This window comes from Methylomonas sp. AM2-LC, from assembly GCF_039904985.1.
GTDB lineage: Bacteria > Pseudomonadota > Gammaproteobacteria > Methylococcales > Methylomonadaceae > Methylomonas.
Map to the genome: position 1 here is coordinate 139,445 of NZ_CP157005.1, position 20,294 is coordinate 159,738.

General features: G+C 40.6%; 20 protein-coding genes. 1 reads left to right on the forward strand and 19 read right to left on the reverse strand.

Features of this window, described 5'->3' with window-relative positions; translation table 11 throughout:
* Positions 1-45 precede the first annotated feature (45 nt).
* Entirely contained in the window at positions 46-528 is a 483-nt protein-coding gene (locus ABH008_RS00635; RefSeq protein ID WP_347987943.1) for a CYTH domain-containing protein, read from the forward strand.
* On the opposite strand, the gene ABH008_RS00640 is transcribed toward ABH008_RS00635, so the two are convergent.
* The 19 genes from ABH008_RS00640 to mraZ form a co-directional block, all read right to left on the reverse strand.
* The gene (locus tag ABH008_RS00640) at positions 525-770 is read right to left on the reverse strand and encodes a YfhL family 4Fe-4S dicluster ferredoxin (protein WP_347987944.1); all 246 of its coding nucleotides are present in this window, start codon (positions 768-770) and stop codon (positions 525-527) included. The genes ABH008_RS00635 and ABH008_RS00640 overlap by 4 nt on opposite strands.
* Positions 771-772: 2 nt before the next feature.
* Positions 773-1,258: a pantetheine-phosphate adenylyltransferase gene (gene coaD / locus ABH008_RS00645; protein WP_347987945.1), complete on the reverse strand. Its 486-nt coding sequence runs from the start codon at positions 1,256-1,258 to the stop codon at positions 773-775.
* Positions 1,259-1,422: 164 nt separating this feature from the next.
* On the reverse strand, positions 1,423-2,349 hold the full coding sequence (lpxC, locus tag ABH008_RS00650; protein ID WP_347987946.1) for a UDP-3-O-acyl-N-acetylglucosamine deacetylase: 927 nt from the start codon (positions 2,347-2,349) through the stop codon (positions 1,423-1,425).
* Positions 2,350-2,433: 84 nt separating this feature from the next.
* Positions 2,434-3,600 (reverse strand): cell division protein FtsZ, encoded by a 1,167-nt coding sequence (ftsZ, locus tag ABH008_RS00655; protein WP_347987947.1) that lies wholly within the window; start codon positions 3,598-3,600, stop codon positions 2,434-2,436.
* 24 nt (positions 3,601-3,624) lie between these two features.
* A complete protein-coding gene (gene ftsA / locus ABH008_RS00660; RefSeq protein ID WP_347987948.1) occupies positions 3,625-4,851 on the reverse strand; it encodes a cell division protein FtsA in 1,227 nt (408 codons plus the stop codon).
* A 24-nt stretch (positions 4,852-4,875) separates the two neighbouring features.
* Positions 4,876-5,613, reverse strand: a complete 738-nt coding sequence (locus tag ABH008_RS00665; protein ID WP_347987949.1) for a cell division protein FtsQ/DivIB — start codon at positions 5,611-5,613, stop codon at positions 4,876-4,878.
* 1 nt (position 5,614) lies between these two features.
* Positions 5,615-6,550: a D-alanine--D-alanine ligase gene (locus ABH008_RS00670; protein ID WP_347987950.1), complete on the reverse strand. Its 936-nt coding sequence runs from the start codon at positions 6,548-6,550 to the stop codon at positions 5,615-5,617.
* Complete coding sequence (gene murB, locus ABH008_RS00675; RefSeq protein WP_347987951.1) at positions 6,547-7,437, reverse strand: UDP-N-acetylmuramate dehydrogenase; 891 nt, start codon at positions 7,435-7,437, stop codon at positions 6,547-6,549. The genes ABH008_RS00670 and murB overlap by 4 nt, the downstream gene beginning before the upstream one ends.
* Positions 7,430-8,872: a UDP-N-acetylmuramate--L-alanine ligase gene (murC, locus tag ABH008_RS00680; RefSeq protein ID WP_347987952.1), complete on the reverse strand. Its 1,443-nt coding sequence runs from the start codon at positions 8,870-8,872 to the stop codon at positions 7,430-7,432. The genes murB and murC overlap by 8 nt, the downstream gene beginning before the upstream one ends.
* On the reverse strand, positions 8,872-9,933 hold the full coding sequence (gene murG / locus ABH008_RS00685; protein WP_347987953.1) for an undecaprenyldiphospho-muramoylpentapeptide beta-N-acetylglucosaminyltransferase: 1,062 nt from the start codon (positions 9,931-9,933) through the stop codon (positions 8,872-8,874). Before murG ends, murC begins: the two co-directional genes overlap by 1 nt.
* On the reverse strand, positions 9,930-11,099 hold the full coding sequence (gene ftsW, locus ABH008_RS00690; protein WP_347987954.1) for a putative lipid II flippase FtsW: 1,170 nt from the start codon (positions 11,097-11,099) through the stop codon (positions 9,930-9,932). The genes murG and ftsW overlap by 4 nt, the downstream gene beginning before the upstream one ends.
* The gene (gene murD, locus ABH008_RS00695; RefSeq protein ID WP_347987955.1) at positions 11,093-12,463 is read right to left on the reverse strand and encodes a UDP-N-acetylmuramoyl-L-alanine--D-glutamate ligase; all 1,371 of its coding nucleotides are present in this window, start codon (positions 12,461-12,463) and stop codon (positions 11,093-11,095) included. The genes ftsW and murD overlap by 7 nt, the downstream gene beginning before the upstream one ends.
* A 2-nt stretch (positions 12,464-12,465) precedes the next feature.
* Complete coding sequence (gene mraY, locus ABH008_RS00700) at positions 12,466-13,548, reverse strand: phospho-N-acetylmuramoyl-pentapeptide-transferase (protein WP_347987956.1); 1,083 nt, start codon at positions 13,546-13,548, stop codon at positions 12,466-12,468.
* Positions 13,548-14,909 carry a UDP-N-acetylmuramoyl-tripeptide--D-alanyl-D-alanine ligase gene (gene murF / locus ABH008_RS00705; RefSeq protein WP_347987957.1) on the reverse strand — a complete coding sequence of 454 codons (1,362 nt, stop codon included), beginning with the start codon at positions 14,907-14,909 and terminating at the stop codon, positions 13,548-13,550. Before murF ends, mraY begins: the two co-directional genes overlap by 1 nt.
* 1 nt (position 14,910) lies before the next feature.
* Positions 14,911-16,368, reverse strand: coding sequence for a UDP-N-acetylmuramoyl-L-alanyl-D-glutamate--2,6-diaminopimelate ligase (locus ABH008_RS00710; RefSeq protein WP_347987958.1), 1,458 nt, complete (start codon positions 16,366-16,368; stop codon positions 14,911-14,913).
* Positions 16,365-18,086, reverse strand: a complete 1,722-nt coding sequence (locus ABH008_RS00715; protein WP_347987959.1) for a penicillin-binding protein 2 — start codon at positions 18,084-18,086, stop codon at positions 16,365-16,367. Before ABH008_RS00715 ends, ABH008_RS00710 begins: the two co-directional genes overlap by 4 nt.
* A complete protein-coding gene (gene ftsL, locus ABH008_RS00720) occupies positions 18,087-18,359 on the reverse strand; it encodes a cell division protein FtsL (protein WP_347990012.1) in 273 nt (90 codons plus the stop codon).
* A complete protein-coding gene (gene rsmH, locus ABH008_RS00725; RefSeq protein ID WP_347987960.1) occupies positions 18,359-19,288 on the reverse strand; it encodes a 16S rRNA (cytosine(1402)-N(4))-methyltransferase RsmH in 930 nt (309 codons plus the stop codon). Before rsmH ends, ftsL begins: the two co-directional genes overlap by 1 nt.
* Positions 19,289-19,756, reverse strand: coding sequence for a division/cell wall cluster transcriptional repressor MraZ (gene mraZ / locus ABH008_RS00730; protein ID WP_347987961.1), 468 nt, complete (start codon positions 19,754-19,756; stop codon positions 19,289-19,291).
* Positions 19,757-20,294: the final 538 nt, after the last annotated feature.

Here is a 20,294-nt window from a genome sequence, read left to right on the forward strand (position 1 = left end):
CCTAACCAAACTTACCCACAAATAGAGCAGTAAATTACAATTCAAATGGCAATTGAAATAGAACATAAATTTTTGCTGGCAAATGCTGACTGGCGTAATGAAATTAAACACTCTATTCATTATAAGCAGGGCTATCTTAGTAGCAGTCCACTCAGCTCGGTACGGGTAAGAATTTCTGACAGTCAGGCCTGGATAAATATCAAAAGTGCCACCATAGGCAATCATCGGCAAGAGTTCGAATATGCCATTCCTCTGCCGGACGCACAAACCATACTGGATGATTTATGCATCAAACCCTTGATTGAAAAAATCCGCCATTTTGTGTATCGAGGCCCACATGTGTGGGAAATTGATGAATTTATGGGCGATAATACGGGCTTAATTGTTGCCGAAATCGAATTATCACAATTGGATGAAACATTCCCGAAGCCTGACTGGATAGGTGTTGAAGTCACTACTGACATTCGCTATTACAACAATCAATTAAGCAAGTACCCCTATAAAGACTGGGTTAAAGAGGAAAACTAAGCACTGATCTTAAGAAACTTTTGGTAAAGACTATCTTTGTCTTCAACCACATCGGGATCTTGACTAATGCAATCTACCGGACAAACTTCCATGCATTGCGGCTTGTCATGATGACCAATACATTCAGTACATAACTCTGGAGCAATAATATAAATATCTGTGCCTTGCGAAATTGCGCCGTTTGGGCATTCCGGCTCACAAACATCACAGTTAATGCATTCATCACTAATCAGCAGTGCCATAATTACTCCGTTGCAAATTTGTTAATTAAGCATTGTTTTACAGTATCCGGCACAAAACTACTGACATCTCCCTTGAATTTTGCAATTTCCCGAATCATACTGGACGAAATAAACTCATATTGTTCGGCTGGCGTCAAAAATACCGTTTCAATTTCCGGTGACAAACGCCTATTCATTCCAGCTAATTGAAATTCATATTCAAAATCTGACACCGCACGTAGTCCTCGTATTATCACTGAGGCATGATGTGTTTTAGCACATTCAACTAACAAGGTATTGAAACCGACTACTTCAACATTATTAAAAGTATCAACCTCAAGTTTAATCATTTCCACTCGTTCAGCCAACGAAAACAAAGGATTTTTACCCTGACTGGAAGCTACTGCGACAACAACTTGATGATAAAGTTTCGATGCGCGATGAATTAAGTCCAAATGTCCATTGGTTACTGGATCAAAAGTGCCGGGATAAATTGCTGTAATGTTCATGCGCGGTGCTAGATTTTAAAACTAGCAATTTTAACCGATTAAAACCAGAAAATGTGTGCTAGTCATGCATTAGGCCGTAAATTCTTGTGATTGAAACTAAAAAACCGGCCGACAGCCAAACCGGCACTGGACAAAAGCCAGACCGGTTAGCGTTAGAATTTAAATTATTTTGCCGCTGGAATAGGTGTTTGTGCAGAACGCATAAAGGAAATGGGTGCTTCGTCTACATTATCAAACGAAACCATTTCCCAGGCATCTTTATCGTTCAATAAACTCAGCAATAATTTATTATTGAGTGCATGTCCTGATTTAAACCCTTGATATTCACCGATCAGACTATAACCCAGTAAATATAGATCACCAATCGCATCGAGAATTTTATGTTTAACAAATTCGTCAGCATAACGCAGTCCGTCTTCGTTTAAGACTTTGTCTTCATCAACCACAATGGCATTATCAAGACTACCACCCAATGCTAAATTATTTTCACGTAAAAACTCAATATCTTTCATAAAGCCAAAGGTACGAGCACGACTTACTTCCTTAACAAAGGTCGTAGAAGAAAAATCCATAACAGCTGTTTTAAGATGATCCGAAAAAGCGGGATGTTCAAAGTCAATGGTAAAAGTTACCTTAAAACCATCAAAAGGCTCAAATGCTGCCCATTTATCACCTTCTTCAACTCTTATTGCATGTTTGATGCGAATATATTGCTTAGGAACATCTTGTTCCACTACACCTGCAGATTGCAGTAAAAAAACGAATGGGCCAGCACTGCCATCCATAATAGGAACTTCTGGTGCACTGACATCTACAAGTGCGTTATCAATGCCTAGTCCAGCCAATGCGGACAACAAATGCTCCACAGTTGAGACTTTTACACCGTCACGTACCAAGGTAGTTGAAAGTTTGGTTTCGCCCACATTTTCTGGGCGGGCTTCTATAGTAACCGGATTTTCCAAATCGACACGACGAAAGCGAATACCTGTATTAGGTTCAGCAGGGTGCAGAGTCAGATAGACTTTGTCGCCGGTATGTAAACCGACACCAGTGGCACGAATGGTGTTTTTTAAAGTGCGCTGTTTAATCATGAAATACCGAGAAATTGGAAAACAAGGCTGGGAAGTCTATCACAATTTATATGATAGCTCCCCCCAGAGACTTGCAAGTTGCTGTTAATCAGCCTGACGACGTAGAAATGCAGGTACGTCCAAATATTCCAGATCAATATCATTTCTGGGTTGAGCACCAAAACGTGTTTCACGCGATTCACGAGTCGCTTCCTGTCTTTGCTGACGAATAACAGTTGGCTTTTCTAATTGATCATAATTAATTTCGCCAGCTGCAACTTTTTGCACTAATTTAATCGGTGTATTAGCTTTTACTTTTTCGCCCATCCCGGTTGCAACCACCGTGACTTTAATTTCATTGCCCAAACTTGGATTGACAGCCATACCGATTTTAATATCAGCATCTTCAGAGGCGAAATTGTGCATAATACTGCCGATTTCGTCAAATTCATTCAGACCTAAATCACCATTAGAGGTTACGTTGACCAAAATACCACGTGCACCTTGCAGATTGATATCTTCCAGTAACGGACAGGCTATCGCTTTTTCCGCAGCCAGTCGGGCACGGTTCTCACCACTAGCAATACCAGTACCCATAATGGCACTGCCCATGTTCGTCATAACAGTTCTAACATCAGCAAAGTCGACATTCATCAGACCAGGATGGGTAATTAATTCAGTAATACCTTGCACTGCATCCAATAACACTTCATTTGCAATTCTAAATGAATCGACTAAAGAACGATTATTTCCTAAGGTGGGCAACAATTTTTGATTAGGTATGATAATTAAGGAATCAACCAATTTTTCCAGTTCTTTTAAACCCGCTTCGGCAACCGCCTTTTTCTTAGCCCCTTCAAAATCGAATGGTTTTGAGACAACCGCAACAGTTAATACTCCCAGTTCTTTAGCAACTTCAGCAAATACTGCAATAGCACCTGTTCCAGTACCACCACCCATGCCGGCCGTTAAAAAAACCATATCTGCACCATCCATTACTTCGCGGATACGATCACGGTTTTCTTCTGCGGCTGCTTTACCCACTTCAGGGCGGGTACCTGCACCCAAACCTTTAGTTAATTCGACACCCAATTGAACGATGGTTTCTACACTCATTTGTCTTAATGCTTGAGCATCGGTATTAGCACAAATAAATTGCACCCCATCAATACCACCGTTAACCATGTGATTAACCGCATTACCACCGCCACCACCAACACCAATCACTTTGATAACAGCATTACCACTATTGTCCATTAGTTCATATTTCATTTTGCTACCCTCCAGACCCTAAAATTAAAAATTACCTTGAAACCAGTTTTTGATTTTTGACAACACACCTGAACCATCATCATTTGACCCTAAAGCTCTCCCGTGATGGTCTTTGCCATACAACAACAAACCCACAGCGGTTGAATAAATAGGATTTTGTGCCACATCGGTTAATCCTGAAACATACAATGGCACCCCCATTCTTACCGGCATATGGAAAATTTCCTCTGCCAACTCTATTAGTCCTTTTATTTGTGAACTACCACCGGTAATGACCATACCTGCGGCAATCAAATCTTCATAACCACTCCGTCTTAGCTCGGCTTGAACTAACAACATCAATTCTTCGTAGCGTGGTTCAACAATTTCAGCCAAGTTTTGTGCAGAAATTTTGCGCGGTTCACGATCACCAATACTGGGAACATCTATCATTTGTTGTGGATCAGCTAATTGCGTTAGTGCACAAGCATATTTACGTTTGATATCTTCAGCATTTTTAGTGGGTGTGCGTAATGCCACGGCAATATCATTGGTAACTTGATCACCCGCAATCGGTATGACTGCTGTATGTTTAATGGCACCTTCAGAAAAAATCGCCAAATCAGTGGTTCCACCACCAATATCAATCAGACAAACACCCAACTCTTTCTCATCATCAGTCAGTACTGCGGAGCAGGATGCCAATTGTTCCAACACAATGTCATCTACATCCAACCCACATTTACGAATACATTTAACAATGTTTTGTTCAGCGCTAACACTACTAGTAACCATATGCACTTTCGCTTCAAGGCGAATACCCGACATACCGATAGGTTCCTTAATGCCCTCCTGCTGATCAATAACAAATTCCTGCGGCAAAATATGTAAAATCTTCTGATCAGCAGGAATCGCAACCGCTCTTGCCGAATCTATCACTCGATCAATATCGTGTTGCGTTACTTCTTTTTCTTTAATCGCAACAATACCGTGCGAATTTAAACTTTTGATATGGCTACCTGCGATCCCGGCAAATACCGATTTGATCTGACAACCAGCCATTAACTCAGCTTCCTCAATTGCACGCTGTATGGAATGAACAGTCGATTCCAAATTAACGACAATGCCTTTTTTCAACCCCTTTGAAGGTGCTGTACCTATACCGATGACTTCTATCTCGTCACCGCCCCGGTATTCGCCGACTATGGCGGCAACTTTAGTAGTACCAATATCTAAGCCTACTAATAAATTTCGATCTGTTTTTTTGGCCATTGTTATGCTCTATAAGCGTTTAAGTCAGGTTCTTGTTTTCTCAACGATTGCTTTCCAATCGATTTTCGGCAGATCAGGTTTCCAGGTCACTGCATATCCATTTGGATAGCGAGTATCCACATTTGCCATCATCTCAACCTGTTCTGTACCTATTAAATCCATTGTTTTTAAAAAGCGTTGCATGTTTTCGAGTGGTGCTTTCCTACCTAATTGCATTTCCAAGCCACTAGCCAGTTTGATCCGCCAAGCACGTCTATCATTGACGTGAAACTCTGCCAATTGCATGGATTTATCCTTTAAAACGATATAAATACCTTTCATTATTTCCAGCAATTTTTTTTCCTGTCCTTCAGGACCCGTAATTAAAGGTAAGTTTTTAAATTCTTCAATATTCTCAGGAATTAGAATTTCACCCTGTTTATTGAGTAACGCATTACTTCCCCAGCGTACTATCGGTTTATGTTCAGTAATTTTTATATATACCGCATCAGGCCATACCCGTTTTACATCAACTTTATCAACCATTGATAGGGTTTTAATGGCTTGTTGCACTGCCTCCATATCCGCTTGGTAATATCCGCGCTTCATGAGCGGATTTAATAACTGTTGCAAACGTTCTTTACTGGTGTATTGAAATGAGCCTTCAATTTTTACGTAATGAATCGGCCTAAAATAGACGTTAGTCAGCTTAACTTGTCGCCAACCAAGCCAAACGCCCCCAATTAACAATAAAAAAATTGTAAAAACCTTCAGCCTGGACACATTAACCTTCTAAACTGGTTTCCAGTATGCTCAAAACTAATTCTTTAAAATCGATACCCGCAGCTTTTGCTGCCATAGGTACCAAGCTATGATCTGTCATACCTGGTACGGTATTTACTTCAATCAATTGTGCGCAATCATCGCTATCAATAAACACATCAACTCTACCCCAGCCTTTTACCTGCAATCCATCGCAAGCCAGTAGTGCAAGTTCCTGTAGATGTTGCTCTTGCGGTTTGCTCAACCCACAAGGACAATGGTACTGGGTAGTGTTAGCCTGATATTTCGCTTCAAAATCGTAGAAAACATTAGGTGTCTGTACATGGATAACAGGCAAAGCTTCACCAGCCAGTATCGATACGGTATATTCTTTTCCTTTTATCCATTTTTCCGCATAAACATCACAATTGAATTGATTCGCCAGCTCAAATGCAGACACAAGCTCCTGGCGATTTTCGGCCTTACTCATGCCTATACTTGAGCCTTCTTTGGCAGGTTTGACAATCACAGGAAAACCCAGCTTTTCTATGCAAATATCAATATCCTGAACATTCTTTAATAGCTGCCATTTTGGCGTTTGCAAACCCATACCTTGCCAGCAAAGCTTGGTACGTAATTTATCCATACTCAATGCTGAAGCCATAACCCCAGATCCGGTGTAGGGTATGCCCATTACTTCGAGAACTGCCTGCAATACACCATCTTCCCCACCACGACCATGTATAATATTGAAAACACGATCAACTTTGATGTTGGCTAAAGCATCAATCACATTGCCTGTCACATCCACGGCAACGGCATCTATGCCTTGCTGTTTTAGAGCTTGATAGACAGCGTGACCACTACGCAAAGAAACTTCCCGTTCCGCAGCCGAGCCCCCCATCAATACAGCAACTTTTCCAAAATCAGTCATGCTGTGCGTGTGTAATCTCTTCATAATATTTCACCTACCCGGCATACTTCTGTTTGTAACTTGACGCCAAATTGTGCATTTACCTTGACCTGAATATCTTCAATCAAATTTTCTATATCGCATGCAGTTGCGTTACCCATATTTACAATAAAGTTAGCGTGTTTCTCAGAAACAACGGCACCGCCAATCTGATACCCTTTAAGTCCGCAAGCTTCAATCAATCTGGCTGCAAAATCGCCTGGAGGATTCTTAAATACCGAACCACAAGTTGGTTTATTGGTTGGCTGACTCGCATTCCTTTTTTCTAAAAGCGCCTTAATTTGCCGTTGACTGGCTTCAATATCACCTTTACCTAATTGTAATTGCGCCGATAAAAACCATTCATTTTCTATACCTTTAACCGAGCGATAAGCAACTTCAAAAGCCTCTTTACCACGCAAAGTCACTTCTGCCTGCGCATTAATCATTTCAACCTGCTCGACAATACTCCAGGTTTCGCCACCAAAAGCTCCTGCATTCATTCTTAAAGCACCGCCCATAGTGCCTGGTATACCCGCCAAAAACTCTGCACCAACCAGACCCAGGTCGCTACAAAATCGAGCCACATGTGCACAAGGCACCCCTGTTTCTACATATACGCGTTCACCATCAAGCAAATACATATTTTTCAAACGACTACGAGTATTGATAACGGTGCCTCTAATACCACCATCACGCACCAATAAATTGCTGCCCATACCCATCCAAAAGAGTTGTTCTCCAGTCGGCAAGCTCGAAATAAATGCAATTAAATCGGCCTTATCTTCAGGTATATACATTTGAGATGCAGGACCACCTACTCGCCAACTGGTATATTTAGACAGTGGCTCGTTGTAAAGTAAGGTACCTTTTAAGGTCGTTTGCTTAGACATATTGCAACAACGCCTTTGCCAGATCACCGGGTAATTCAGCTGCAATTTGACCTACATTGCCTGCACCCATTGTCAAAATCACATCATTTTTTTGCACTATTCCAGCTAAAATAGTGGCCAGATCATTACGATTTTGTACAAATACGGGATCAACTTGGCCACGTATTCTGATTGATCGACATAATGCTTTACCATCAGCTCCAGTTATCACTGCTTCGCCCGCAGAATAGACATCCAGTAATATCAGAACATCAACACCCGATAGCACCTCTACAAAATCTTCAAATAAATCTCGAGTACGTGTATATCGATGTGGCTGGAAAACAACGACATTCCTGCGTGTTGGCCATGCCTGTTTTAAAGCTTCCAGGGTGGCAGCCAGTTCGCGGGGATGATGCCCGTAATCATCTACCAAAGTCAGCTTTCCACCTTCAATGTCTAAATCTCCATTTATTTGAAAACGTCTACCAACTCCCTTAAATTCATTTAAACTTTTCAAAATAGCGTCATCATCCACACCTAAGGAAGTGGCTACAGTGATAGCAGCTAAAGCATTGAGCATATTGTGCCAACCAGGCAAATTTAGCGTCACTTTTAACGGCGGCATATTTCCCCAGCGCAATACAGTAAAATGCGTACGCAAACCATCTTTTTTAATGTCAATGGCTTGAACATCAGCTTCAGGGCTTACACCATAGGTTTTAACTGGCTTAGAAATATCCGGTAAAATTTCCCGAACACCTGGATCATCAATGCACAATACGGCTAAGCCATAAAATGGCAACTGGTGCAAAAACTTAATAAATGTTTCTTTCAGTCGCAGATAACTACCACCATATGTTTCCATATGGTCTTGATCAATATTGGTGACTATAGCAACCATAGGCTGCAAATATAAAAACGAAGCGTCACTTTCATCTGCTTCAGCAACCAGATATTTACCTAATCCCAACTTAGCATTACTGCCGGCGCTATTCAAACGCCCACCAATTACAAAAGTTGGATCTAATCCACCTTCAGCAAGCATCATGGTGGTTAAACTGGTTGTGGTGGTTTTCCCATGCGTACCTGCAACAGCTATTCCAAATCTGAAACGCATTAATTCCGCCAACATTTCCGCACGCGGAATCACTGGAATGCGGTTTTCATAAGCGGTACTGATTTCTGGATTGCTTCTATCTACAGCTGTTGACGTCACCACTACATCAACACCATTAACATTATCGGCATGATGTTGAAAATAAACATTAACCCCCAATGCTTGTAAACGGTCAGTTGTCGCAGAAGCTTTTATATCTGAACCGGAGATTTGATAGCCCAGATTAGACAAAACTTCTGCAATACCACTCATACCTGTACCGCCAATACCAACAAAATGTATTTTGTCTATATCACCCAGAGCATGTTGAATAAACTGAGAGTTGGGTCTATTCATTACGCCGCCTCCGCAATACAAATGTCAGCAACCGATTGTGTTGCCGATAGTTTGGCTTTTTGTTTGGCAGCTTGCCGCATTGCAGGCAAGGAGTTTATGGCTTGTTCAATTTTTTTACGCAAGTTTTCAGTATTCAATTCGGTTTGTGGTAATAATAGTGCGGCACCCGCATCTGTTAAATAATTAGCATTTGCAGTTTGGTGATCATCAATTGCATTCAATAACGGTATTAAAATGCTAGGCAAGCCACACGCAGCCACCTCACTGATAGTCATGGCTCCTGCCCGGCAAATAATTAGATCTGCCCATTGATACACGGTCGGCATATCATCAATAAATGCCAATACTTCTGCACTTATGCCTAAATCGCTATAACATTTTTCTACCTCTTGGTGCATGGCATACCCTGTTTGATGCTTAACTTCAATCCCACCAAACTCTGCCAATGCATAAGGTACGTGATCATTTAAAACTTTTGCCCCCTGACTTCCACCGACGACCAAAACCCGTAGAGATCTTCCAGCTTGAATATTCCACTCGGCTTTTTCGGGTTGAGTAAGAAAGGTATTGAGTAGTGGATTACCGGTCCAAATGGCTTGCATTGACTTCACAAAGCTATCAGGAAACGCTTCTAATATTTTGCATGCAACAATTTTCGCCAATAATCGATTTGTAGTTCCTGGAATACGATTCTGTTCGTGAATAACAACGGGTATACCTAATATTTTTGCCATCAATCCGCCGGGGCCTGCAACAAACCCACCCATACCCAATACAACATTAGGTTTACGCTGTTTTAAAATACGCAACGCCTGTAAGCAAGCTTGCATCAACTTAAAAATTGCGATGACTTTAGAGACTATTCCTTTGCCACGAATGCCTTCGACAGCTAACCAATCTATTTCAATTCCCCGCGAGGGTACCAAACGGCTTTCTAATCCTTTTTGAGTTCCGAGCCAACTGACTTGCCATCCACGTAACAGCATTTCCTCAGCAACAGCCAAAGCAGGAAGCACATGTCCACCTGTTCCACCCGCCATAATGACAATGCGTTGATTCATTTGTACACATCCTTATTGATAGTCCCTTTACTTTGTTCGGTAACTTCATAATGAATTCGAAATAATACCGAAATAGCACCACACATCACTATCATGCTGCCTCCACCATAACTCATTAGCGGTAGGGTTAAACCTTTGGTTGGTAACATACCCATGTTTACGCCCATATTCACAAACGATTGAAAGCAAAACCATATACCCAAACCATACGCTACCAAGGCTGAAAATCTTGCTCCATTTTTTTCAGCTTGCGCACCAATTGCAAAAGCACGTATTAACAAAGCAGAAAACAAGGAAATTATTAGAATGACGCCTATTAAGCCTAATTCTTCACCCAGTACTGAAAATAAAAAGTCTGTATGTGCTTCAGGTAGATAAAATAGTTTTTGAATACCATTACCTAAACCCACCCCAGAAAATTCTCCTCGACCAAAAGAAATTAAAGCTTGAGTCAATTGAAAACCTGTATTTTTCGCATCGGCCCAGGGATCTCTGAAACTAAGTACCCGAGCCAGACGATAAGGGGAAACATAAACCAATGTCACGGCCAATAGCGTCACAAAAGTCAGTAACACTAAAAATTGCGAGATTCGGGCTCCACCTAAGAACATCATTCCCATGGCAATAATCAAAATAACAACAGCTGAACCAAAATCAGGTTCCAGTAAGAGTAATACACAGGCAACTGAAAACAACATCAACGGTTTAAGCAAACCATAGGCTGATGTTCTAACGTGATCAGCATGACGGTTGATGTATCCAGCAACGTAAATTACAGAGATAAACTTTACGACTTCTGATACTTGTATGCGTAAACCAAATATTGAAAGCCAACGAATACTGCCATTAACTTTACTACCCACCCCAGGTATTAAAACAACTAGTAACAAACAAATGCCAATAATGAATAGACTCTGCCCCCAACGCTCCCATGCACGCATTGGAATTTGTGTAATACAAGCAGCAAAACCCAAGCCGAGAATAATATGTGCTAGTTGATTAAATGGATAATGCGAAATATCATTCGCCATCTTTACACCTAAATGTAAAGATGCGGAAGTCACCATCACAAAACCGATACTGAGCAAACTGAAACAAACCAATAGTAGTATCTGATCAATATGCATGCGATTAGATGAACGTTGATTTGCAGTTGGCTTTAACATGTGCCTAGCTCCAATACAGCTTCGATAAATTTATTTCCTCTATCTGCATAGCTTTTATATTGATCCAAACTGGCACAGGCTGGAGATAACAACACAGTGTCACCTGCAATAGTCTGATTTTGTGCAATTCTCACGGCCTCTTTCATATTGCTTGCATAATAAATAGGCACACACGCTTCCAAAGCAGCTTCAATTAACTTGGCATCCTTACCGATTAAAATAACGCTTTTTGTTTTAGCCTTAATTACTGGCAAGAGATCGCGCATATCGGCACCCTTTGCATCACCACCCGCAATAAGTACAACCTTATGCTCATATCCTTCAAGTGCAGCGATACATGCTCCAATATTGGTAGCTTTAGAATCGTTTATCCACAGCACCCTACCAATTTCACTGACTTTCTGCATGCGATGCGGCAAGCCTTTGAATTTTTTTAATGCCTTACACATGGCTTCGATATTCAAACCAATCGTAGAACCTAAAGCCAAAGCAGCCAAGGCATTGGCAACATTGTGATTTCCTTCCAGTCGTAATTCACTAGTAGACATCAAAAATTGTTCACCCTGCATTAAAGAGCTGCTTTCACCGCGTCGTAAATAGAAATCGGCATGCTTTTGAGTAGAAAAAGTAAGACAAGTACGTTCTTTACTTTTCATATTCATAACGAGTGGATCATCAGCATTCAAAACCATGACACCTGTTCCACTAAAAATTTTCTGTTTTTCTTTGGAATAAGCGATAACGTCTTCGTGTCGGTCAAGATGATCAGGACTTATATTTAAAACTGTCGCAGCAATGGCATTAAGGGCCGTTGTTCTTTCCAATTGAAAACTGGAGAGTTCCAGCACATATAAATCAGCATTCTGCTCCAATAAATCTAGGGCGGGCGTACCCAAGTTGCCACCCACTGCAGTTTTCACACCTGCGGTATTACCCATTTCTCCCAACATAGTAGTCACAGTACTTTTACCGTTCGAACCAGTGATGGCAATAATTGGCTTATCAGTCGCACATGCAAATAAATCAATATCACTCATGATGGTAACATCTGCTGCTATAGCTTTTTGTATCATCACTTCACTAAGCGATACTCCAGGGCTAACTAACAAATGTGTAGCCACCTCAAACGCAGATTGATTAAAGCCACCTAAAAATACGGGGACATCTGGCATTTGTTTTCGCAATGAATCAATCAGAGGTGGATTACTGCGACTGTCAATAACTGCAAATTTTATGGGTGTATTTTGTAAAAACTGCGCAGCTGAATATCCTGTAATGCCTAAACCAACTATTAATAAGCGCGAATCAATGGCATTTAGCTTGAAATTGAATTCTAAAGCACTGAGTAGTTCAGAAGTATTCATACTTATCTCAGCTTTAGAGTTGCCAAGCCAATCAGCACTAAAATCACGGATATTATCCAGAAACGTACAATGATACGTGGCTCCGGCCAACCTTTAAGCTCAAAGTGATGATGAATAGGTGCCATTAGAAACACCCGTTTTTTTCTTGTTTTATAAGAAGCAACTTGAATAATGACTGAAATAGTTTCCATGACAAAGATTCCGCCCATTATTACCAGCACAATTTCCTGTCTTACTAACACAGCAACTGTGCCTAAAGCAGCACCCAATGCCAAGGCACCGACATCACCCATAAATACCATCGCAGGGTAGGCATTAAACCACAAGAATCCTAAACCCGAACCCACCAAAGCTGCACAGAAAACGACCAGTTCTCCAGATCGGGGAATATGTGGAATAGCTAAATACTGGGCAAAATTGCTATGTCCAGATAGATAGGCGAATATTGCCAGAGCAGCTGCAATCATTACCGTTGGCATAATGGCTAATCCATCCAAACCATCTGTCAAATTAACGGCATTACTAGAACCCACAATGACAAAATAGGTTAATATTACATATCCCCAACCTAAGTCTAAGGTTACGTTTTTGAAAAATGGCACAATAAATTGAGTTTCAGCAGAAAGTTGAGCGGTATTGAATAAATATAATGCGGCACTCAATGCGACTACAGATTGCCAAAAATATTTAGCTTTTGCTGATAAACCATCACTATTACCTTTCAATACCTTTCGATAATCATCAATAAAACCGATTACTCCATGCGCAAGTGTTACTAGCAGCACGACCCAAATATATCGGTTAGTAAGATCTGCACATAACAAAGTACTGAACGCCACCGCAAATAAAATCATGGTTCCGCCCATTGTGGGCGTACCTGATTTTGAAAAATGACTTTGTGGACCATCTTCACGGACGCTTTGACCAATTTTATTACGTGTTAAGCGTCTGATCATGACAGGGCCAATGACAAGTGATATCGCCAAAGCAGTCAAAACACCCAGAATTGCTCTGAATGTTAAGTAATGTAGCACTCTAAAGCCGCTATCCAAGTTTGATAAAAAATCTACGAATAATAGTAACATTATGCTGCTCTGAAATTATCGACTAAAGCCGCAACCACATTTTCCATTTTTTGTGATCGTGAACCCTTGACTAAAAGTGTTTCCTTACCCGTTAGTGTTTTATTTAACTCTGCCAGCAATTGCTCCTGACTATCGTAGAATTGTCCATTGCATCCAAAAGCTTCTACAGTTTGTTTGGCATCCCGACCCACTGCAAATAAACGCTCTACTGGCATGGATTTAATCATTTCTCCAATTTCCCGATGTATAGCCAAACTATCAGTACCCAATTCGGCAAATGCACCTAAAATTAACCAGTTGTTAGTGTTTTTATCCAGAACTTCTAAAGCCGCTTTTAGTGAATTTGGATTGGCGTTGTAAGTATCGTCAATGATAAAATTTCCCTTTCGTCCCCGTAATAACTGCATACGTCCAATGACGGGTGTTACTTGCTCAAGTCCCTGTTTGATACTTGGCAAATCAATATCGAATGGCTTAACTGCAGCGGCAGCGGCCAGTGCATTTTTGACATTATGCTCACCGGCTAATTGCAGTTGAATATCTAAGTTTTCACCAGCAGTAATTAATGTAAAACTAGTTTCAAAACCATCTCTTTTAAGTTCTGTACAAATATTCTTAGCTGTAACATCTGCTGTTTCCGTAAAACCGAAACTTAAGGTCTTACGCTCGGCGGCCAATTGCAGCCAATAATCATAAAAAGTATCGTCCTTATTCAGCACTGCAGTACCATCACTTCCTAAGCTTTCTATAATCTCGCCTTTGCTTCTAGCGATGTTGTCTAAACTTCCAAACCCTTCAATATGTGCGGTACCAACATTAGTAATCATGACCACATCCGCCAATACATATTTACTGGTATAAGCAATTTCACCGGCGTGATTGGCACCCATTTCTATCACTGCAAATTGATAGCTATTATCAAGTTGCAACAGTGTTAAAGGTACACCGATGTCATTATTCAAGTTTCCTTGCGTATACAAAGTTTTTCCCTTAGTCCTTAAAATGGCCGCAATCATTTCTTTTACCGTGGTTTTACCATTGCTACCAGTAATGCCAACCACTCGAATATTAAGCTGTTTACGCCAAAATCCAGCTAACTCGGCCAATGCTAAATGACTATCTTTAACAATAATCTGCGGTAAATCGCTTTCACAGTGACGTTCGACTATTAATGCTGAAGCTCCCGCGTTTTGTGCTTGCTTGATAAATTGATGTCCATCATAATTTTTGCCTTGTAACGCAAGGTATATCTGTTCTGCAACAAGAGTGCGGGTATCAATACTTACACCAACAATTTCCCGATCCTTACCTAGCAAAGTGCCATCAATCACTTTTGCAATTTCAGTGAGTTGCATTTTCATCTCAATGATTCCAACTCGCTAAGGAATGTTGAACGGCAGCCTGATCACTAAACGGAAATTTAACACCGTTTATCTCCTGATACTCCTCATGTCCTTTACCCGCGATGACAATACAATCATTTTTAGTGGCTTGTTGAATTGCGGTATCAATGGCTAATTTTCTATTTTGAATAACCTTCACTTTTTGACTCTGACAACCCATCAATATTTCGTTAATAATTTCGCTAGCAATTTCATCACGTGGGTTGTCGTCGGTAATAATGACTTGATCAGCTAAAGTTTCTGCGATATGTCCCATTTCTCGACGTTTACCTGTATCGCGATTACCGCCACAACCAAACACTACCCAAAGCTGACCTAGACCTTTCAAACCTTTTAATACTTTTTCTAATGCATCTGGAGTATGCGCATAATCAACAAATACGGTTGGTTTATGATTACCACCGAACTTCTCCATACGTCCTAAAGTCGCTTTCAATTTACCCAAATTTGCTACAGCAACAGAAAAGCTCGTACCCATGGCTAACATAACTGCAAACACTGCCAACACATTTTCCAAATTAAAGTCACCAACCAGTGGCGTGAATGCGTCCGCAATCTGCTCCCCCCAAATAACTTGAAAACGAATGCCATCGGCACTCATAACAATGTGTTTCGCTACAATGCTTTCTGCACCCTCTACAAATCGACCCTTAGTACTAAATGTCCAACACTTTACATTTGCAGCCAAATGATTCCTGACTGTTAACACGGCTTGATCATCTGCATTTAATACAGCAAATTTCAGGTTACTTGATTTAAAAAGTGACAATTTGGCTTGAAAATAACCCTCCATACTGCCGTGAAAATCCAAATGATCGCGACTTAAATTTGTAAAAACAGCACCCGTAAAATTCACTGAGTTAATGCGGCCCAATTGCAAACCATGTGAAGAAACTTCCATAGCCACAACCGCTTTTCCTTGGCTGACAAATTGCGCTAGCATATGCTGTATTGATAGCGCATCAGGCGTTGTATTCAGAGTAGGGGAGAGCTCACCCGGAACACCCCAACCTAAAGTACCGATTACCCCACAATCATCCAAAGCCTGCGCAATTAACTGACTACAAGTTGTCTTCCCATTGGTGCCAGTAACACCAATGATCGCCAATTTTCTTGCGGGTAAATCATAAAATCTCGCTGCTATTTTCCCTAAATGTTGAGCCAAATCAGGAACCGGAAAATGCGGTATCAATAATTCGTCTAAATTGGTCATTATTAAACCAGCTGGTTCGTAAAGCACCACGCAAGCCCCGTTTGCAATGGCCTCATCAACATGAGCCATGCCATGTTGGGATGAACCCTGTAGAGCTATAAAAGCATTACCCGCCTGCACTAAACGACTATCAATAGCCAAGCCGTTGATTTCAAAATCAACTTCTGTGTCTAGAACATCGCAAAGTAACTGTTTAAGTTTCATTGTCTACTCAACAATAAATGCATATTATCCAAACCATCAGGCTCGACTCCATATACTCGCAAGGCACCTGCCATCACTTTGGAAAATGCAGGTGCGGCAACTAAGCCACCGTAATACTGACCGGAGGTTGGCTCATCAACGACAATTGCGATAATGAAACGTGGATTACTCGCGGGTGCCATCCCCACAAATACCGATAAATATTTATCATCCGCATAACCACCCGCCGTTGCTTTTTTAACCGTTCCGGTTTTACCGGCCACTCTATAACCTTCTACTCTGGCTTGGTAAGCTGTACCCTCTTTGCTGGTTACATGCTCTAACATTTCTCTAACCATACGAGCAGTTTCAGGTTTGAAGATTCTTTGCGCATCTGGATCCTCATCGCGCTTAAGTATGGTTACTGAATGCACTATGCCATCATCAGCCAATGCAGTGTAGGCTCGAGCTAATTGCAATATTGACGTTGATACGCCATAGCCAAATGATAATGAAGCCTGATCAAATTCATGCCAGCTTTGATAATCCAATAGCGAACCACTTGCTTCTCCTGGAAATCCAACTCCGGCGGATGATCCAAAACCCAGTTTGCTATAAACATTCCAAAAATAAACAGGCGGCATAGTCATGGCAATTTGGGTTACCGCAATATTGCTGGATTTTTGCAAAACATGAGTTAAATCCAAGGTGCCATAATTATGAACATCTTTAACTACGTTATGTCCCAGATGATAGACGCCATGGGTTTCTATAATCACATTTGGGTCCACATAACCACCATCCAAAGCCGCAGCAATAACAAAGGGCTTAACGGTAGAACCAGGCTCAAAACTATCCATCATTGCGCGATTGCGATAACGACTACTACTTAATTCTTTACGATTGTTCGGATTAAATGCTGGTTGACTAACAGAAGCCAACACATCACCGTTTTTCGCATCTAAGACGACTAATGAAGCGGAATGAGCTTTATTTTGAACCATCGCATTTTGTAATTCTCTGTAGGCTAAATATTGAATTCGTTCATCAATCGTCAGAACCAGATCCCGACCTGCTTCAGCCTCTTCAATGTTCTCCACATCTTTAATAATTTGACCTTTACCATCTTTGATAACTCGTTTTTTGCCAATTTTGCCACGCAAGATTTGCTCGTATCCGTGCTCTAATCCTTCCTGACCAACATCGTCAATATCAGTAAAACCCAACAAATGTCCTGACACCGCACCAGCAGGATAGTAACGTTTGAATTCCCGTTCAAAATAAACACCAGTTAAATCAATATCTTTGACTTTTTCTGCCAAAGCAGGATTAATTTGTCTTTTCAGATAAAAAAAATGCTTTTTAGCTTCTTTTTTAAGAATGGCTTGAAATTCGCTTTCTGGAATAGCCAAAATTTTTGCCATTTCATTTAACTTTTCTTGCCCGTTATCTTTTAACTGGTGCATATTTATTAAAATTGACTGCATTGGCGTACTGATTGCTAAAGGCTCGCCATTTCTATCTTGAATCTGTCCGCGATAGGCTGAAACTAAAACAACGTCAACATGTTGTTTTTCGCCTTTATCACGTAAAAAATCTTTATTTAATATTTGCAAATACACGGCACGACAAACCAGTATCAGCATAGCTAATAACATGGTGTATAACAGCAACTTACGCCTGACATCAAAAATGTCCGAACTGTGTTGCAATGTTTTTGTACGCGTATTAATGTGCATCTACGGTTTTATGTAAATAATTTTGTCCTGCGTTGGCAAAGTGAGTAGTAAACGATTTCTTGCTTCAATTTCAATACGATTTTCTTCAGTTAATGTAGTTAATTCCAATTGCAATCTTCCCCATTCAACTTCGTAATCATCAAGTTCCTGTTCTTTTTTTTGGATTTCCATAAAGATCAGACGTGTTTGATATTTACTATAAATAACCGCAATTGCAGATAATATGAGCGCGACCACCAGCATAATCAGTAATAAGTTTTTTGCTGTAGACATCATAATTTCTCTGCTACTCTCATTACCGCACTTCGGGCTCTTGGGTTTAACTTTACTTCCTGTGCGTCAGCGCGTATTGCTTTCCCCACTTTTTTTAAAATTCCCTTTTCAATATCTTCTTCTTTAACGGGTAATCTGCCAGGGTTATTTTTAAGTCCCGATTCATTCCGAATAAAACGCTTCACAATACGATCTTCAAGCGAATGGAATGCAATGACTACTAAACGACCTTGAGGAGCCAAAACTTCAACAGCTTGCTTTAAACCTGTACTTATCTCACTCAATTCCTGATTTATTTCCATTCGAATTGCTTGAAAAGTACGAGTGGCCGGATGTTTAAATTTGTCACGGAACGGCACACAGTCTTCTATCAATTTTGCCAACTGCAATGTAGTTTCCAATGGCTGCTTCTGCCTTTGCTCAATAATTGCTCTAGCAATCCGCTTTGCAAATCGCTCTTCACCAAACTCAAAAATCACTTTGGTTAAAGCTTGCTCTTCAACTTGCTGAAGATATTGGCTAGCCGATAAACCGCGACTGGTGTCCATGCGCATATCAAGCGGACCATCCCTTAAAAAACTAAATCCCCGCTCAGCAATATCCAGCTGAGGAGAAGAGACACCTAAATCCATTAATATGCCATTAATTTTGTTCTTGAACCCTTGGCTTTCAACAAATCCAAGTAACTCCGAAAAACAAGCATGATGTAATTTAAATCGTTGATCTAAACTCAGCCGGGTAGCATCGGGGCTATTGATTGCTTCCTGATCCCTATCTAAAGCCAGTAAGCGTCCAGAGGTATTCAATCGACTTAATATGCCACTGCTGTGTCCACCGCGCCCAAAAGTGCAATCCAAATAAAGACCACTCTTTTGTATATTAAGTGACTCTAACGCTTCTTCATATAAAACAGCCTGATGTGCAAACATCTAAAACGACAAGGAGCCCAACTCCTCTAGGCCCTCGCAATCGCTACCATTCAGCCATGCCTGCTCCTTGGCCTGCCAAGCAGCTTCATTCCATATTTCAAATTTATTTAACTGTCCAACCAAAACAATATGCTTTTCCATCCCTGAAAACTCTCTTAATTTTTCAGGCAATAACAATCGACCTTGACTGTCCATTTCACATTCAGAGGCATTACCAATTACAAAACGGCGTAATTGACCTGCCATTTTATTCAACGTAGGTAATTTGCTGATGGTTTGTTCCAATTTTTCCCATTCAGGAAGCGGATAAAGCCACAGACAGCCGGATTCGCCAACACATTTCTCGTCCACCGCAACAGTGACAATCAATTGCCGCTCACAGCATTCTTGCAATTCATCCCGATAACGGGTTGGAATTGCAACACGCCCTTTATTATCCAAACTGATAGAACTTATGCCTCGAAACAAAATTCACCTCAAATTTCCAAAAATCTCCATATTTTTCCACTTTCCCTCATTTTCGTACCACTATAGTTTTCAACACGCGCTTAGTCAAGAGCTGTGTAAATTAATTTCTTTCTTTTTCTACAATGACTTAGGAAACATTTTCTAGCGTCGAAACTAAGATGAAAATCTAAATAATAAAACCCATCTTTATCAAAAAGTTAATGGTATTTATTGCTCTAAAACATAAAGTTTGAAAATAAGTTAATTAGTATATTCTAATATATTTATATATATGCCCAAACACCTAAACTAGATGAAAGTGAATACAAAAAAATCGTATCACCGATCTCAATACAGGAGTTTTTAATGTCTGGAAAAAAGGAATGTCGCTTTAAATAGTCATTGAAATCACATAAAAACCATAAGCACATGATTTATATAATAAATTTAACAAAAACAATCCAGTATGGCGTACTAAATTAATGGCGAAATGAAAGCAGGAACACACGTCCTAAGGATATTTTAAAGAGATGGTCGCACATAAGCGCAGCGAATCACA

What these genes read in the sequence shown, in the direction of transcription:
- ABH008_RS00635 (WP_347987943.1), top strand. Translation starts at nt 46, where the DNA reads ATGGCAATTGAAATAGAACATAAATTTTTGCTGGCAAATGCTGACTGG.
- ABH008_RS00640 (WP_347987944.1), bottom strand. Translation starts at nt 770, where the DNA reads ATGGCACTGCTGATTAGTGATGAATGCATTAACTGTGATGTTTGTGAG.
- coaD (WP_347987945.1), bottom strand. Translation starts at nt 1,258, where the DNA reads ATGAACATTACAGCAATTTATCCCGGCACTTTTGATCCAGTAACCAAT.
- lpxC (WP_347987946.1), bottom strand. Translation starts at nt 2,349, where the DNA reads ATGATTAAACAGCGCACTTTAAAAAACACCATTCGTGCCACTGGTGTC.
- ftsZ (WP_347987947.1), bottom strand. Translation starts at nt 3,600, where the DNA reads ATGAAATATGAACTAATGGACAATAGTGGTAATGCTGTTATCAAAGTG.
- ftsA (WP_347987948.1), bottom strand. Translation starts at nt 4,851, where the DNA reads ATGGCCAAAAAAACAGATCGAAATTTATTAGTAGGCTTAGATATTGGT.
- ABH008_RS00670 (WP_347987950.1), bottom strand. Translation starts at nt 6,550, where the DNA reads ATGAAGAGATTACACACGCACAGCATGACTGATTTTGGAAAAGTTGCT.
- murB (WP_347987951.1), bottom strand. Translation starts at nt 7,437, where the DNA reads ATGTCTAAGCAAACGACCTTAAAAGGTACCTTACTTTACAACGAGCCA.
- murC (WP_347987952.1), bottom strand. Translation starts at nt 8,872, where the DNA reads ATGAATAGACCCAACTCTCAGTTTATTCAACATGCTCTGGGTGATATA.
- murG (WP_347987953.1), bottom strand. Translation starts at nt 9,933, where the DNA reads ATGAATCAACGCATTGTCATTATGGCGGGTGGAACAGGTGGACATGTG.
- ftsW (WP_347987954.1), bottom strand. Translation starts at nt 11,099, where the DNA reads ATGTTAAAGCCAACTGCAAATCAACGTTCATCTAATCGCATGCATATT.
- murD (WP_347987955.1), bottom strand. Translation starts at nt 12,463, where the DNA reads ATGAATACTTCTGAACTACTCAGTGCTTTAGAATTCAATTTCAAGCTA.
- mraY (WP_347987956.1), bottom strand. Translation starts at nt 13,548, where the DNA reads ATGTTACTATTATTCGTAGATTTTTTATCAAACTTGGATAGCGGCTTT.
- murF (WP_347987957.1), bottom strand. Translation starts at nt 14,909, where the DNA reads ATGAAAATGCAACTCACTGAAATTGCAAAAGTGATTGATGGCACTTTG.
- ABH008_RS00710 (WP_347987958.1), bottom strand. Translation starts at nt 16,368, where the DNA reads ATGAAACTTAAACAGTTACTTTGCGATGTTCTAGACACAGAAGTTGAT.
- ABH008_RS00715 (WP_347987959.1), bottom strand. Translation starts at nt 18,086, where the DNA reads ATGCACATTAATACGCGTACAAAAACATTGCAACACAGTTCGGACATT.
- ftsL (WP_347990012.1), bottom strand. Translation starts at nt 18,359, where the DNA reads ATGTCTACAGCAAAAAACTTATTACTGATTATGCTGGTGGTCGCGCTC.
- rsmH (WP_347987960.1), bottom strand. Translation starts at nt 19,288, where the DNA reads ATGTTTGCACATCAGGCTGTTTTATATGAAGAAGCGTTAGAGTCACTT.